This is a genomic window from Hydrogenophaga sp., from assembly GCF_026125785.1.
GTDB lineage: Bacteria > Pseudomonadota > Gammaproteobacteria > Burkholderiales > Burkholderiaceae_C > Hydrogenophaga.
The window spans coordinates 422,101-434,428 of the sequence record NZ_JAHCKL010000001.1 but is presented as its reverse complement, the minus strand read 5'-3'; the positions used below and the strand labels follow the sequence as shown (position 1 = coordinate 434,428).

Sequence of the window (12,328 nt, the reverse complement as noted above, 5' to 3'; positions counted from 1 at the left end):
CATGACGCAGCACACGCCACCTCCCGAGTCGCCCAAGAGCGAGCGGACACCGCTCCAGGCCGACAGCACGAAGTCTCGCGCACAGCAGGCGCGCGGCATCGGACGGCTGGTGCTGCGCCTGGCGCTGCTCGTTCTGATCTGTGTGCTGGTCGCGGCATTACTGGCCTCGCTGGCCGCACGCTCCCAGGTCAGCCAGCAGACCCTGCAGGACTGGCTGCAGCTGGCGGCCAGCATCAAGCGCTGGGGCCTGTTCGCGCAATGCCTGGCCCTGGCGGCCATAGGCATCTGGTGGCAGCGCATCGTGGCCTGGGGCCATGCCCGCAACATCGTCAAGACCCACGAGCTGGCCCGCGTGCTGCGCCTGCGCCCGGCCGTGCTGGCGCTGGGCGTGGCCTACCTGCTGCTGGTGCCCATAGGGCCGACGACCCTGTGGCGCTACCTGGGCTTGGGAGGGTGAGGCCGGCAGGCACCGCCCGTGAATGAAGAAAGGCAACGATCATGCAGCTCGACAGCTACCTGGAGATTTTCACGACCATGTACGGCTGGGCCTTCGCCAACATCATTAGCGAAGTCATCACCGGCACTGGCCTGGTGATCATTCCGTTCGCCATCATCATCTTCCAGAGCTGGCGCGAGGCCAAGGAGCAGGGTCTGGAGAGTTCGGGCGTGCTGGCCCTGCTGGAGCGCGCGATGACGCGCCTGATCATTGCGCTGTTCGTGATGTCGGTATGTTTTGCGACCACGCTGATCACGTCGCTGCACCACACCAATCTCGCCTACATGCCGCCGGCCACGCCGCTGGCTCCCAGCCCGGTGCAGGGCTCGCGCGATGGCGGCACGGGCTCGGGCTTCGACAGCGCCATGCATGACAGTGTCGATGGTTCGATGAGCGGTACCGGCAATCTGTCCTATGTGCCGGCCTGGTGGTATTCGGTAATGGCCATCAGTTCGGGCGTGAACAACGCCGTGCGCAACGGCCTGAACAATTCCGGCAGTTCGATCCGCATGGTCGAAGACCTGGCGCGCACCGCCACCATCGAAGATCCGAAAGTGCTCAACTCCGTTCAGCGCTTCTACAGCGAATGCTTTGTTCCAGCCCGCAGCCGCTACCTGACGCTGACCGCGGGGGATATTTCTCCGGCAGGCCAGACCGTCCTTGACCCCACCAACAAGGCCTATGGCCCGACCGACGTGGATTGGATGGGCAGCCAGCTGTTCCGCACCGAACCGGGGTTCTACGCCCATATGCGCAGCTACAACCCGGTGCCTGGGTTCGTGGTGGATTTCACGCGGGACACGGACTACTACAACCCCAGCAGCGGCCTGCCGCCGCCCAATCCCGGCGTGATCAATCCCGCCTGGGGGCGCCCCACCTGCAAGGAGTGGTGGGAGGATTCCACGCAGGGCGTGCGCGAGCAGATGATTTCTCACTCATCAACGTGGCAGCAGCTACTGAACGTCGGTGCCAGCGCCATGACCTGGGGCAGCAATGACCAGCGTAAGGACTCCTTTGCCAGGCTGGCACAGGCCAAGGCCAATCCCAGCTTTGTCGATCAGGATCGGATTTCCGGGTCGGACTATGACGTGGCGACCAGCATTGGGCGCATCGCCGGGGGCGCCCTGAGCACCATTGGTGTTGGCTCGGCCGCAGCGGTTGCGGGTGTGGCCTTCACGCCCCTCATCACGGCGTTGCCGATGATGCAGGCGCTGGTGCTCATGGGCATCTATATGTTCCTGCCGCTGGTGGTATTTCTGAGCGGATTCGATCTGCGCGCGATGTTTTACGGCGCTGTGGCCATTTTTACGGTGAAGCTCTGGGCCGCGATGTGGTTCATTGCTCAGTGGATAGACGCGCGCCTGATCAGCGCCATGTACCCCGGGGGCCAGGGCAATATGTTGATTCAGGAACTGACGCACCTCGCCAGTGGGTCAACGCCGCAGGGATACAAGCGGATGATCCTGAACATATTGCTGCTGACCTTATTCATCGGACTGCCAGTTATTTGGACAGCGATGATGACATGGATCGGAGTGAATATCGGTGGTGGACTAGGAAAGCTAATGGGTAGCGCTGAGTCAACAGCGCAATCATCCGCAAAGACTTCAACGTCGTTTGTGACTCGCGGCAAACGCTAATCAAATTCGTCGCGCGTCCTTTCCGTACACAGATTCCCATGCCTCATGCTCGATATTCTCAACCCATGGCGTTCCATCGGGAAACTCGCCATATTCCTCTTTGCTGCTGTTATGCAGCTGATCCGCAGCTGTGAACATGGATCTCATGCTTTGCCAAATCGAATATCCAACCACCGGCCCCAGGATCATGAGCACGCGCCACACCAGCCTGCCGCCTTGCAGGCCCAGCCGCTTGAGGTAGTCAACATGGTTCATTTTTTACTCCTGTGGTTCGTTCCCCTGCGTCCCATGATGAATGGGACAGCTCCTGTCCGTCAATCGCCATGAGCCGATCAGCAACAACATCGATCGGCCCGCAGCCTGCCCCGTGCGTGGGCGACCCAGATGCCACGGTCAGCTACCGGGTGTGGCCCGATGGCACGGTGCAATCTGTCGAAGAAGGTGCGGCCTACACCTGGATGAGCGACGACTACATGCGGGTCGAGGCTACGATCGAGGACGAAGCGCTACGCATAGCGCTCCAGCGAGAGGCCGAAAACTACAAGGATGACGCGCGCCATGAATAGCATGTTTTTCAGATAGCGTCAAGCGCTTACCCTCCGTCACGTAACCCAGGCTTGCGTGCTGACAGCCTTCAACCGCCCATCTATTCTGATCCCATGCACACAGACCCTACTTCAGCAGCACCAGCGAGCAGGACGGCCCTGGAGTCAGCGGCGATGCCGGTTCACTCCGGTATCAACGCGACGCCCGAAGTGCATGTGCTGTGGTCGGCCTCGGAGGGACAGGTGGTGAACGCCGCGGTGTTTGTGTTTGCCCTGTTCTGCTTCTGGCTGCTGTTTCCCGTGGCCTGGGCCTTGTACCGCTACCTGGCCACGGCGAATCACCGCTACACACTGACCGACCAGCGGCTGCTGGTGGAGTCCGGGATCATCGTCAAACGGGTGGAGTCCCTGGAGCTCTACCGGGTCAAGGACATGTCCATCGGCAGCACGCTGATGCAGACCATCTTTGGCCGCGACCGGATCACTCTGCACACGACAGATGCCTCGTGCCCCACGCTGCTGATCAACGCCATCCCGAACGCGATGGATGTGTCACAGCTCATTCGCAACACCATCGAAACCTGCCGCGCTGCCAAGGGCGTGCGGGCCTTCGACTACTGACAGGGAGTCCCGTTGCATGATACCCAGGCACATCCTCGCCATCACGCTGGCGGCACTGTTTGCCAGCGGCAGCGCCCTGGCCCAATCGCCCGCCACCATCAAGGCAAACATCGAGCGCCTGACAGGCGGCAAGGTCAAGGTCGATCAGATTCAGGCGACGCCTGCCCCTGGCATCTACCAGGTGATTTCTGACGGCGAGGTGTTCTACACCGACGCCAGCGGGCGCTTCGGCATCATCGGCGGCACGATGCTCGACATGCAGACCCGGCAGGATCTGACGGCGGACACCATGAACCGGCTGACCTCGGTGCCGTTCTCCAGCCTGCCGCTCAAGCATGCGATCAAGGAGGTGCATGGCAACGGCAGCCGCAAGGTCGCCCTCTTTGAAGATCCCAACTGCCCCATCTGCAGGGTGTTCACCAAGTTCGTCGATCAGCTCGATGACGTGACCGTGTACCGCTTCATGTTACCGGTCATTGACCCGAGCTCGCAGGCGCTGGCGCGCACGGCCTGGTGCTCTCCTGACCGGGCCGGCACCTGGAAGGCCATCATGGCGGGCCGGCGCCCGACCGGCAACCAGGACTGCGACGTGTCGGGCCTGGTGGAAATCCTCAAGTTCGGTGAAAAACACCGCATCCAGAACACGCCCACGGTATTCCTCGGCAATGGCAAGCGCCTGGTGGGAGCCACCCCGCCTGAGCAGTTCGTGGCCGAGCTCGATGCCAGCGGCAAGGCGCAATAGCGGCCCAGTAAAGACGCAGCAGGAGTGATGAATATGCAGTTTCGCAAGACGGTTTCCGTCCTGGCCCTGGGCCTGTCACTGGCCGTGGGCGCCCAGGCCCAGGGCAAGAAGGTGGAGTTCCCGAAGGGCCTGCAGTGGCAAACCATGGATATGCTGGCCTTCGATTTCAACTTCCCCGGCTATGAGGGCACACCTGAATCCAGAAAGCTCGCCGCCGCGATCTGGGCGCCGACACTGGAGGGTCTTCCGCCGCATGAAAGCGGAGGCAAATACCCCGCATTCGTGAACATTGCTGCATTCGAGTCAGGTGGCAATCGGTACATCTTCACCATCCTGAGCGCCGCATCGCTGGTCTATCCGCAGTGTGAAGACCCGCCCAACAGCAGCGCCATCAACACCCCCATCTATGCCATATGCCCGATGCGCGTGGTGATCCAAAGCCTATCGGGTGGACAGGCCACGCAGCAGGACTTTCCGCGCTACTGCAACATCACCTCGAACGACCAGTTTCAGCCCAAGTCGCGCAACTACGAGCAGGTCGCGTTTGATGCGAAGAACAGGATGGCCTATGTCCGCGTGGTGCAGTACGGCAAGCCGGCGCCGGAATGCAACCGGGCAATCAAGCTGCCCTGAGCCGCAGCCGAGGCGACCTCATGACGGCCCTGCCCTCCACCCTTCGCTGGCTGATCATCGCCCTGCTGGCCGTGGCGACACTCATGCTGGCCAGGCAGTCACATGCCCAGGATCGGGTTACGGCGGCGGATGTGGCGAACGCCGTGCGCAACTCGCCCCATGCCAGCCCATGGCTGCGCGCCAACGCGGACGCCGTGGGCAACCTGGCCATGTTCGAGAGCGGCGGCCGGCTGGGGATCTACAACGGCTCATGCTGTTTTGGCGTACTGCAATTGAACACGCAGAACGTCAAGGAGTTCGCCAAGGTTGAGCCAGCGGTATTCCAGACCTGGAGCCTGCAGCAACAGGTCGATGCGTGGTCGAAGCTGACCACGCAGATGCTGGCCACTAAGCCGCCCGCGTCGCTGGTCGCCCTGGGCAAGTTTGACGGCCGCACGGTCGATGGCAACCTGGTGCTGTCGTGCGTTCAGCTCGGTGTCGGCAACTGCCAAACGATGATCAACTCGGGCAAATGCACGGGCTTTGCCGACATCAACGGCACGACGATCTGCACCATGGCCGACAAGATGACGGGCGGTAGCTCTGGCCCGGCGCCCAGTCCGGGTTCACCCCCCATAGCGGGAACCGGGACAAGCTACAACCCGTCCTGGACGCCGTCGAGTTGCGTGCGCGACGGCAGCGGCGGATGCATGAGCATGAACGCGGCCATAGCGGCGGGCTTCCAGTCGGGCTCTGGCATCAGCATGGCAAAGCTGCGCTCCATCAACCAGATGCTGCTGGTGGTGGTCACTCTGCTTGTGGTCGGCAGCGCGATGCTGGGTGTCTGGCAGCGCTACGCCAGGGGCGTGATCGCCACGGCCGATCTGCTGCTGTACATGAAGCGGGGGTTGATCGTGGTCTGCATGGTGTTCGTGGTCATGTCGCTGTTTTGACAAGCCAGCGTTCCACCAGGGGGGACTGTGCTGGCAGCTGCAGCCACGTGATACGGCGGGTCATGGTGCCCTGGCGTAGTGCGGTGCGCTCTGCAGGGGCAACGAAGCATCGCACCCGTCACGTCTTGTGGCATCAATGAGTTGGCGATTTGTAGTCTTGTTGTGACTACAATGTGCATGTCTGAACCGTTCCCGGATAACTGCCATGAGCACAACCGCCGACACCTATGTCCGCGCCCGTATTGACTCCGACACCAAGGAGCGCGCAGCCACTGCTCTCGAAGCAATGGGCCTGTCGATTTCCGACGCCATCCGCCTGCTGATGCTGCGCATAGCCGACGAGCACCGCCTGCCCTTCGAGGTGAAGGTGCCCAACGCCACCACGAAGAAGGCCATCGCTGAGCTAGAAGCCGGCAAGGGCAAAAAGTTCGCCACCGTGGACGATCTGATGGTGGATCTGCGTGCGGACGATTGATCGATCCTCAGCGTTCAAGCGCGACTACAAGCGCGAAGCCAAGGGCCAGCACCGTGCCACACTCGATGACGAGCTCAAACCGATACTGGTCGCGCTGGCGACCGACCAGCCCCTCGATGCGCGTCACCGAGACCACGACCTGTCCGGCAATTGGGCGGGTTACCGTGAATGCCATGTCAAGCCAGACCTGCTGCTGATCTACCGCAAATCCGGTGCCGACACCCTGCGGTTGGCGCGGCGTGGCTCACACAGCGAGCTTTTCGGTTGACGCCAGCGGTAAAGTGGAGGCTCATGACGGCCTGCTGGGTTGGGTGCGCTTGTCGGCCTGGAAGTCGTCCTCGGTCAGCCCTTCCACGAAGCTGCATGCATCGGTCGCGGCCTGCTGGATGTGGTCAAGGTAATCCGGCCGTCGGTGGTTCGCGCTCATACCGGTTGCGCCTCAGCGAGCACCTTGGCACGGAACTTCGGCGGCAGGTCGCCGGGTGTCAGCAAATTCAGTACAAGGTATGGCAGGACGTGTACCGCACAAGCACGCCGGCGGGCGACCTGTACCTGAAGTTGACGGTCATTGATGACGTGCTGATCGTGTCTTACAAGGAGCTATGACCATGAAATGTCCTGTTTGCGGCGCGGCGGAACTGATCCACGACACCCGCGACCTGCCCTATACCTACAAGGGCGAAACCACGGTGATTCCTGCGGTGACGGCTGACTTTTGCCCGGCGTGCGATGAGTCCATCACCGATATGCTTGAGACCGAGCGCGTCATGCGTGAGATGCAGGCGTTCAACAAGCAGGTGAATGCGGCCATCGTTGACCCCGCCTTCATCGTCAACGTGCGCAAGAAGCTCGACCTCGGCCAACGCGAGGCCGCCGAAATCTTCGGTGGCGGTATCAATGCCTTCTCGCGCTACGAGAACGGCAAGACCAAGCCGCCCCTGGCCTTGGTCAAGCTGTTCAAGCTGCTGGATCGTCACCCCGACCTTCTCAACGAGGTCAAGACCGCTTGACCTTCTCGAATCTCGCCGTTCATAGCCCGGAGAATGGAGAATACCCCGGCCACACTGGCGTTCATGTCGCTGTTTTGACAAGCCAGCGATCAAACAAAGCGAGGTGATCTTTCTGCACGGGTCGCAACGATGTGACGGGGCGGATCAACGTGTCCCGGGGTTGGCAGCGTTGAGATCGATCGTAGTGGATACCGCGCGGATGAAAGCGCTCAATGAATGCCAGCATCAACTCTGGCGCTGGCCGGGCATAGATGCAGGTCGTTGCCAGATGACTATGGCCGAGCAGTTCCTGGATGACCCTCAGGTTGGCGCCGCCCTGATAGAGGTGGGTGGCAAATGCGTGGCGCAGCGAATGGGCGGTCAACAGGGGTAGCCCGGCAGCATCCGCGTAATCCCGAACCATGCGCCGAAAGTTCTGATAGGACAGGCTCCCCATGTACCCGGGATGAACAAAGAACTGAGTTACCCGACCAGCGGGGATTTCGGCTCTGGCGAGCAGTTGCGGCCTGGCCACACGGAGGTAGTAGCGCAGCCATGTCTGTGCGGTTCGCCCGTAGATCACGATGCGTTCCTTCTGACCCTTTCCCATCACCGCAATGATCCGGTCGGAGTCTCCGCTGGCGACCTGATGGCAGGCCAGGCCAAGCAACTCGGCCGCGCGCAGACCCGTCGCATACAACAGCTCCAGGATGGCGCGGTCGCGCACGCCGATCATGGTGGTAACGTCGGGTTGGGAAAGCAGCAGATCAACGGCGCGGATAGAGGGCGTGAAACGTGGGCGCCATGGTCTGTTGTTGCATACACGAACGATAGGCTGCCAGGGGTCGGATTCGACGAGCTCGTGCGCCCGCGCCCATCGGTACAGGCTGCGCAGAATTGCGGTCTTTTTCTGCATCGTCGAATCGGCGTACTCTCGATAGTGCCCTAGCCATAGCCGGATGTCCGAGGGTGTGACCCCATCCCACGCAATACCCCTGGCGTTGAGCCAGCGCAACCAGCCATTGAGTTCGATCCGCATGGTGTGGATTGACGAAAACGTCAGGCCATGCAGATGCATGCGCTCATCAAGGAACGCGTCCATCCATGCCGATGCTGAGCAGCGTTGCTGGATCATTGGCCCCACCTCGTTGTTCAACGTTGTTGGAAGGCCCAAGAACCCATGGAGGTTTCCGGCATGCCAGTATCCTCAGCGTCCCTTATTGAAGTCAATCGCGCATGCTTGCCGCCCTGCTTTGCCTGATCGTCGGAATATCCGACGGCGATACCCTGACGACCCGCTGCCCCGCAGCTGATCCAGCCCATCCCTATCAGCAAGTACGCGTGCGCCTCGCCGAGATCGATGCGCCAGAGAGCCGCCAGGCCTTCGGCCAGCGCAGCAAGCGCCACCTGTCCGATCTATGCTTCAAGGCGGATGCGACGATCAGGCCGACAGCCACGGATCGCTATGGCCGCACGGTGGCCAGGGTCGAATGCCGCGGTAAGGATGCCAATCTGGAACAAGTCAAGGCAGGCTTGGCCTGGGCCTACACCAGGTACCAGATAGATGCGGCATTTCCCGAGGCCGAGCAGGCAGCACGCGTGGCGCGTGTCGGGCTGTGGAGCACGCAGGGAACCGCAGCGCCCCCTATGGCTCCATGGGAGTTTCGGCAAAGCAACCGCCTCAAGTCGGCTGATGCCACGGATTGCGTCACCGGCCCCAAGGGCGGCCGGTATCAATTGCTGCCAGACGGATCAAAGCGCTATGGCTGTTAACAGGAGCGTCAGCAATATGCGACTGGCAGGTCACTGAAGGCGGTGGTGAACCGCGGCGAGAGGTGTTCCTGCCGCATTCCCCAATGAGGCGTTGATTGCCAACCCGTGGCTCCCAGTCCGATCGCACCACGCCCATGGCGGCGGTTGATGGCATCGACGACTTCCATCAATCGTTCGTTGCCGGCGGTGGCCGGGCCGAACAGTTCTGGCTGCAGATCCACAGGGCGCGCCAAGTCCATGAGCCACACCCCTGCCTTCTTGTACGCCAGGCCCTGCTTCAGAAAACGCCTGCTCAGTTGTGCCACGGTCGCTGCCACCAGGCGTGAATCACTAGTGGCTCCCGGCAGGTTCGCTGCGCGCTGTGGATGGTGTTGGATGGCCTCCCGATCGAACGCGTCGGTACTCGCAAAAATGCCGACGGCCGACGCCACGAGATTGCGCTGGCGCAGCTTTTCGCAGGCGCGGACGGCGAAACTGACAAGGGCTTCGCGCACCGCATCATGGTCATACACCCTTGCGCCAAAACTGCGGCTGACCATGATTTGCTGCCGATCCGGCTCCACATCCTCCAACCCCATGCAGGCCAAACCGGCCAGCTCACGCTGGGTGCGGGCCAGCGTCACGCCAAAGTCCTGCAAAACCTGACCCCTGGGCGCATCTCGAAGCTGCAGGGCGGTATGAATGCCCTGGGCCTGCAGCTTGTCTGACCAGCGCCGGCCAACGCCCCAAACTTCGCCTACCGGGGTGGCAGCCAGCACATCCACCAGGACTGCCGGCGAAAGACTCGCGAGATCCGCCACACCGGCATAGGCATCGGGGTAGCTACCGGGTTTGCGCTGCGCACTCTTGGCGACATGATTGGCCAGCTTGGCCAGGGTCTTGGTGCTGCCTATGCCTATGCCGTTGGGAATTCCCGTCCAACGCTCCACACGCGCGCGCAGCTCCCATACGAGCGCCTCGCGGTCGCGGATGCCGTCCAGATCGAGGAAACATTCGTCGATGCTGTAACTCTCGACACGTGGCACGGCCGCTCGCAGGATGGTGTTGATGCGTGCCGAGAGATCGCCATACAGCGTGAAATTGGCCGATCGGATGACGAGTTGACGGCGAATGGCGGCCGGCACCTGGTGGATGGGTTGACCCATCTTCACGCCCAGCGCCTTTGCCTCGTCGCTGCGCGCAATGGCACAGCCATCGTTGTTTCTGAATGACCCTAACTGTTAGTAGGTATTTAGTCGTTGATTCTTCAACAAGAATCAAGACTAACAGTTTTGTACGTAATAAGGCTCAATTCGAGCACGCTCTGAGTCGTTGAAGTAGGAGGCCCAGCGCCACCCTGATCGACGCAGGACGACCCTCAAGAGCCGCTCAGAATTTCTGGTCAAGCGCCGGCAGTGCAGCGTTTGCTGCCGTTCGATTGGTATATCCGAACTCACGCTACCTACCGCATAGCGGCCATCGCCACGCGCGTCAATCGATGTCTTTAGGCTGCCAGCAGGGGCGCAGCGGTCCCGCTCTCACGGTCGACTCAAGCTTGAAGTGCCCCAGAAGCAGTTGCAAGGCACGTAGGTTTTTGGTCCGCCTGTAGATCAGCGTCGCCTTGGCCTGCGCATCGAGTGTGGCGATAGGCTATCGATCGCTCGCGCGCAGCCGCGACGCTGCGACTCGCAGTTCGCCCAGGAACCGCTCCACGGCCTGTTCTTGCGTGAACTCTCCAGACGGCAAGCTGACATTCAGCGCGGCGATCGTGGCGCCTCTGCGATCCCTGACTGGCACCGCGAGACCACAGATCGATTCGTCTAGCTCGCCATCCACCCAAGCCCAGCCACGCTGCCGGATTGCGAGGATGGCTTTGTGCATCTGATCGCGATCCGTCAGCGTTGCGGGCGTCAGTGCGACGAGCTCGGCGGATTCGAGATATTGCTCCAGTTCCTCGTCTGTAAGCCCTGCGAGCAGCACGCGGCCCATCGACACCGCATGCGCGGGCAGCCGGCTGCCGACGGTAGGGCTCATGGGGAGGATGCGCTTGGCGTGCTGCCGCTGCACATAGACGAGTTCTTCGCCGTCCAGCACGGACAGTGCGCAGGACTGCTGCACCCGCGCGCACAGCTCCTCCAGCGCAGGCTGCGCATCGCGCCAGTAAGGAAGCGTGGAGAGGTAGGAAAGACCAAGGCGCAAAACGCGTGGTGTGAGCCAATAGCGCTTGCCGTCGGTTCGAACGAATGCCAGATCAACCAGCGTTAGCAGGAACCTGCGCACTGCCGTGCGCGGCAGTGCTACACCGTCCGCCACCTCGGCCAGGGTAAGCCCGCCGGGACGTAGGCCCAGTACCTCAATGACTTTTAGTCCGCGCGCAAACGTGCGGACGAAGGATTCGCTTTCAGGGGTGGCCATAAGTTCTTCAAGTTGACAACAGCCGCTTACCGGCTAATAATGATCTCTAGGCGGTTACCAATGACCGCCAGGCGGATATTGTAGACGATTCGCCGAATTTTTCAACCTCAACTTGTAAGCCATGACCGCACAAACCTTCGAAACCGATTTCTGGAAGGACAACGAGCTGCGCAAGACCTGGGAACAGATCGTTCCCGGTGAACCGCGCAAGACAATCCCGTACACGCTGACGCTCGAAGCGATCCAGAAGTACTGCCGCGTGGTGGGCGACACCCATCCGCTGTACTTCGACGAGGAATACGCCAAGACCACGCCGTATAAGGGCCTCATCGCTCCTCCCACCATCCACATCCTGTTGATGTTCGCCTGCACCCCGGCGGACGACTGGATGCGCAGCCCCGGCACCGTCAACGCGGGCCAGTCCTGGAGCTACAACATCCCCGCGCGCCCCGGCGACACCATCCGCCTGGAAGCGCGCGCACTGGACAAGTTCATCAAGAAAGACCGGCTGTTCGTCGTCCACGACAACGTCTTCTTCAACCAGCACAACCAGGTTATCTGCTCCGGCCGAGGCCAGACCATCCGCCCGGCCTAAGAAGGATCCACGACATGACGACCACTACCCAATTCGAAGCCGGCCACAAGATCACCGGCACCCCCTTCTCGCCCACGCGGGAAACGATCCGTGCTTTCTGCGAAGCCTCGCTTGACTTCAACCCGCTGCACCTCGACGACGAGTACATGAAGGGTGACTTCGGCAAGACGAACTTCGGCGGCATCATCATGCACGGCATGAACAACTTCGGTGTCATCACCAAGATGCTGACCGACTGGATCTACGCCCACGGCGGCGTGCAGCGGCGCCTCGAGACCCGCTGGAAGATGCCCGTGAAGCCGGGCGACACCATCACCCCGAGCGCGGTGGTCAAGGCGGGTAAGGACACGCAGACCGGCCGCTGGTTCATGCTGGACGTGCAGGTGCAGAACCAGCGCGGCGAAGTCGTGGCCGTCGGCGAAGCGATGGTCGAAATCCCGCTCGCTAGCTGACGCCCCGCTGCCGCCGGCAGCCCCGCCCCAGAAACCCAGGA

At 61.7% G+C, this 12,328-nt stretch carries 18 protein-coding genes and 2 pseudogenes; 14 read left to right on the top strand and 6 right to left on the bottom strand.

Annotation, left to right across the window (positions count from 1 at the left end; genetic code table 11):
* Position 1 precedes the first annotated feature (1 nt).
* Both KIT53_RS02115 and KIT53_RS02110 read left to right on the top strand, forming a co-directional pair.
* Positions 2–457, top strand: a complete 456-nt coding sequence (locus tag KIT53_RS02115; RefSeq protein ID WP_297746826.1) for a hypothetical protein — start codon at positions 2–4, stop codon at positions 455–457.
* 41 nt (positions 458–498) lie between these two features.
* Complete coding sequence (locus KIT53_RS02110; RefSeq protein WP_297746823.1) at positions 499–2,136, top strand: conjugal transfer protein TraG N-terminal domain-containing protein; 1,638 nt, start codon at positions 499–501, stop codon at positions 2,134–2,136.
* Here KIT53_RS02110 and KIT53_RS02105 read toward each other — a convergent pair whose 3' ends face one another.
* Positions 2,137–2,391, bottom strand: a complete 255-nt coding sequence (locus KIT53_RS02105) for a hypothetical protein (protein ID WP_297746820.1) — start codon at positions 2,389–2,391, stop codon at positions 2,137–2,139.
* A gap of 68 nt (positions 2,392–2,459) precedes the next feature.
* Here KIT53_RS02105 and KIT53_RS02100 point away from each other — a divergent pair, with 68 nt between their 5' ends.
* The 7 genes from KIT53_RS02100 (at position 2,460) to KIT53_RS02070 (ending at position 6,352) form a co-directional block, all read left to right on the top strand.
* Positions 2,460–2,702: a hypothetical protein gene (locus tag KIT53_RS02100; RefSeq protein WP_297746816.1), complete on the top strand. Its 243-nt coding sequence runs from the start codon at positions 2,460–2,462 to the stop codon at positions 2,700–2,702.
* Between the two features lie 153 nt (positions 2,703–2,855).
* Positions 2,856–3,302 (top strand): PH domain-containing protein, encoded by a 447-nt coding sequence (locus KIT53_RS02095; RefSeq protein WP_297746813.1) that lies wholly within the window; start codon positions 2,856–2,858, stop codon positions 3,300–3,302.
* Between the two features lie 16 nt (positions 3,303–3,318).
* On the top strand, positions 3,319–4,044 hold the full coding sequence (locus KIT53_RS02090) for a DsbC family protein (RefSeq protein ID WP_297746810.1): 726 nt from the start codon (positions 3,319–3,321) through the stop codon (positions 4,042–4,044).
* Positions 4,045–4,077: 33 nt separating this feature from the next.
* Entirely contained in the window at positions 4,078–4,677 is a 600-nt protein-coding gene (locus tag KIT53_RS02085) for a hypothetical protein (protein WP_297746807.1), read from the top strand.
* Between the two features lie 20 nt (positions 4,678–4,697).
* Positions 4,698–5,609 (top strand): DUF3262 family protein, encoded by a 912-nt coding sequence (locus KIT53_RS02080; protein ID WP_297746804.1) that lies wholly within the window; start codon positions 4,698–4,700, stop codon positions 5,607–5,609.
* 205 nt (positions 5,610–5,814) lie between these two features.
* Positions 5,815–6,084, top strand: coding sequence for a type II toxin-antitoxin system RelB/DinJ family antitoxin (locus tag KIT53_RS02075; protein WP_297746801.1), 270 nt, complete (start codon positions 5,815–5,817; stop codon positions 6,082–6,084).
* A complete protein-coding gene (locus KIT53_RS02070) occupies positions 6,071–6,352 on the top strand; it encodes a type II toxin-antitoxin system YafQ family toxin (RefSeq protein ID WP_297746798.1) in 282 nt (93 codons plus the stop codon). The genes KIT53_RS02075 and KIT53_RS02070 overlap by 14 nt, the downstream gene beginning before the upstream one ends.
* A gap of 21 nt (positions 6,353–6,373) precedes the next feature.
* On the opposite strand, the gene KIT53_RS02065 is transcribed toward KIT53_RS02070, so the two are convergent.
* Both KIT53_RS02065 and KIT53_RS02060 read right to left on the bottom strand, forming a co-directional pair.
* Positions 6,374–6,511: a hypothetical protein gene (locus tag KIT53_RS02065; protein ID WP_297746947.1), complete on the bottom strand. Its 138-nt coding sequence runs from the start codon at positions 6,509–6,511 to the stop codon at positions 6,374–6,376.
* Positions 6,508–6,588, bottom strand: a pseudogene (locus KIT53_RS02060) (nucleotidyltransferase); the annotation flags it as partial. The gene KIT53_RS02065 and the pseudogene KIT53_RS02060, both read right to left, overlap by 4 nt.
* Here KIT53_RS02060 and KIT53_RS02055 point away from each other — a divergent pair.
* A pseudogene (locus KIT53_RS02055) lies at positions 6,583–6,690 on the top strand (type II toxin-antitoxin system MqsR family toxin); the annotation flags it as partial. The pseudogenes KIT53_RS02060 and KIT53_RS02055 sit on opposite strands and share 6 nt — an antisense overlap.
* A gap of 2 nt (positions 6,691–6,692) precedes the next feature.
* On the top strand, positions 6,693–7,094 hold the full coding sequence (locus tag KIT53_RS02050) for a type II toxin-antitoxin system MqsA family antitoxin (RefSeq protein WP_297746796.1): 402 nt from the start codon (positions 6,693–6,695) through the stop codon (positions 7,092–7,094).
* Between the two features lie 61 nt (positions 7,095–7,155).
* Here KIT53_RS02050 and KIT53_RS02045 read toward each other — a convergent pair whose 3' ends face one another.
* Positions 7,156–8,208 carry a tyrosine-type recombinase/integrase gene (locus tag KIT53_RS02045; protein WP_297746794.1) on the bottom strand — a complete coding sequence of 351 codons (1,053 nt, stop codon included), beginning with the start codon at positions 8,206–8,208 and terminating at the stop codon, positions 7,156–7,158.
* Between the two features lie 101 nt (positions 8,209–8,309).
* On the opposite strand from KIT53_RS02045, the gene KIT53_RS02040 reads away from it, so the two are divergent.
* On the top strand, positions 8,310–8,846 hold the full coding sequence (locus KIT53_RS02040) for a thermonuclease family protein (RefSeq protein WP_297746791.1): 537 nt from the start codon (positions 8,310–8,312) through the stop codon (positions 8,844–8,846).
* A gap of 8 nt (positions 8,847–8,854) precedes the next feature.
* Here KIT53_RS02040 and KIT53_RS02030 read toward each other — a convergent pair whose 3' ends face one another.
* Entirely contained in the window at positions 8,855–10,030 is a 1,176-nt protein-coding gene (locus KIT53_RS02030) for a Y-family DNA polymerase (RefSeq protein ID WP_366521884.1), read from the bottom strand.
* Between the two features lie 445 nt (positions 10,031–10,475).
* Positions 10,476–11,240 carry an IclR family transcriptional regulator C-terminal domain-containing protein gene (locus KIT53_RS02025; protein WP_297746786.1) on the bottom strand — a complete coding sequence of 255 codons (765 nt, stop codon included), beginning with the start codon at positions 11,238–11,240 and terminating at the stop codon, positions 10,476–10,478.
* Positions 11,241–11,361: 121 nt separating this feature from the next.
* Here KIT53_RS02025 and KIT53_RS02020 point away from each other — a divergent pair, with 121 nt between their 5' ends.
* Positions 11,362–11,835 carry a MaoC family dehydratase gene (locus KIT53_RS02020; protein WP_182120897.1) on the top strand — a complete coding sequence of 158 codons (474 nt, stop codon included), beginning with the start codon at positions 11,362–11,364 and terminating at the stop codon, positions 11,833–11,835.
* Positions 11,836–11,849: 14 nt separating this feature from the next.
* Entirely contained in the window at positions 11,850–12,287 is a 438-nt protein-coding gene (locus tag KIT53_RS02015) for a MaoC family dehydratase (RefSeq protein ID WP_066787035.1), read from the top strand.
* Positions 12,288–12,328 lie beyond the last annotated feature (41 nt).

Bases quoted from the DNA above. Each gene is read 5' to 3' on its own strand.
- KIT53_RS02075 (WP_297746801.1), top strand. From the start codon at position 5,815: ATGAGCACAACCGCCGACACCTATGTCCGCGCCCGTATTGACTCCGAC.
- KIT53_RS02020 (WP_182120897.1), top strand. From the start codon at position 11,362: ATGACCGCACAAACCTTCGAAACCGATTTCTGGAAGGACAACGAGCTG.
- KIT53_RS02065 (WP_297746947.1), bottom strand. From the start codon at position 6,511: ATGAGCGCGAACCACCGACGGCCGGATTACCTTGACCACATCCAGCAG.
- KIT53_RS02015 (WP_066787035.1), top strand. From the start codon at position 11,850: ATGACGACCACTACCCAATTCGAAGCCGGCCACAAGATCACCGGCACC.
- KIT53_RS02025 (WP_297746786.1), bottom strand. From the start codon at position 11,240: ATGGCCACCCCTGAAAGCGAATCCTTCGTCCGCACGTTTGCGCGCGGA.
- KIT53_RS02105 (WP_297746820.1), bottom strand. From the start codon at position 2,391: ATGAACCATGTTGACTACCTCAAGCGGCTGGGCCTGCAAGGCGGCAGG.
- KIT53_RS02080 (WP_297746804.1), top strand. From the start codon at position 4,698: ATGACGGCCCTGCCCTCCACCCTTCGCTGGCTGATCATCGCCCTGCTG.
- KIT53_RS02115 (WP_297746826.1), top strand. From the start codon at position 2: ATGACGCAGCACACGCCACCTCCCGAGTCGCCCAAGAGCGAGCGGACA.
- KIT53_RS02090 (WP_297746810.1), top strand. From the start codon at position 3,319: ATGATACCCAGGCACATCCTCGCCATCACGCTGGCGGCACTGTTTGCC.
- KIT53_RS02085 (WP_297746807.1), top strand. From the start codon at position 4,078: ATGCAGTTTCGCAAGACGGTTTCCGTCCTGGCCCTGGGCCTGTCACTG.
- KIT53_RS02100 (WP_297746816.1), top strand. From the start codon at position 2,460: ATGAGCCGATCAGCAACAACATCGATCGGCCCGCAGCCTGCCCCGTGC.
- KIT53_RS02095 (WP_297746813.1), top strand. From the start codon at position 2,856: ATGCCGGTTCACTCCGGTATCAACGCGACGCCCGAAGTGCATGTGCTG.
- KIT53_RS02045 (WP_297746794.1), bottom strand. From the start codon at position 8,208: ATGATCCAGCAACGCTGCTCAGCATCGGCATGGATGGACGCGTTCCTT.
- KIT53_RS02040 (WP_297746791.1), top strand. From the start codon at position 8,310: ATGCTTGCCGCCCTGCTTTGCCTGATCGTCGGAATATCCGACGGCGAT.
- KIT53_RS02050 (WP_297746796.1), top strand. From the start codon at position 6,693: ATGAAATGTCCTGTTTGCGGCGCGGCGGAACTGATCCACGACACCCGC.
- KIT53_RS02110 (WP_297746823.1), top strand. From the start codon at position 499: ATGCAGCTCGACAGCTACCTGGAGATTTTCACGACCATGTACGGCTGG.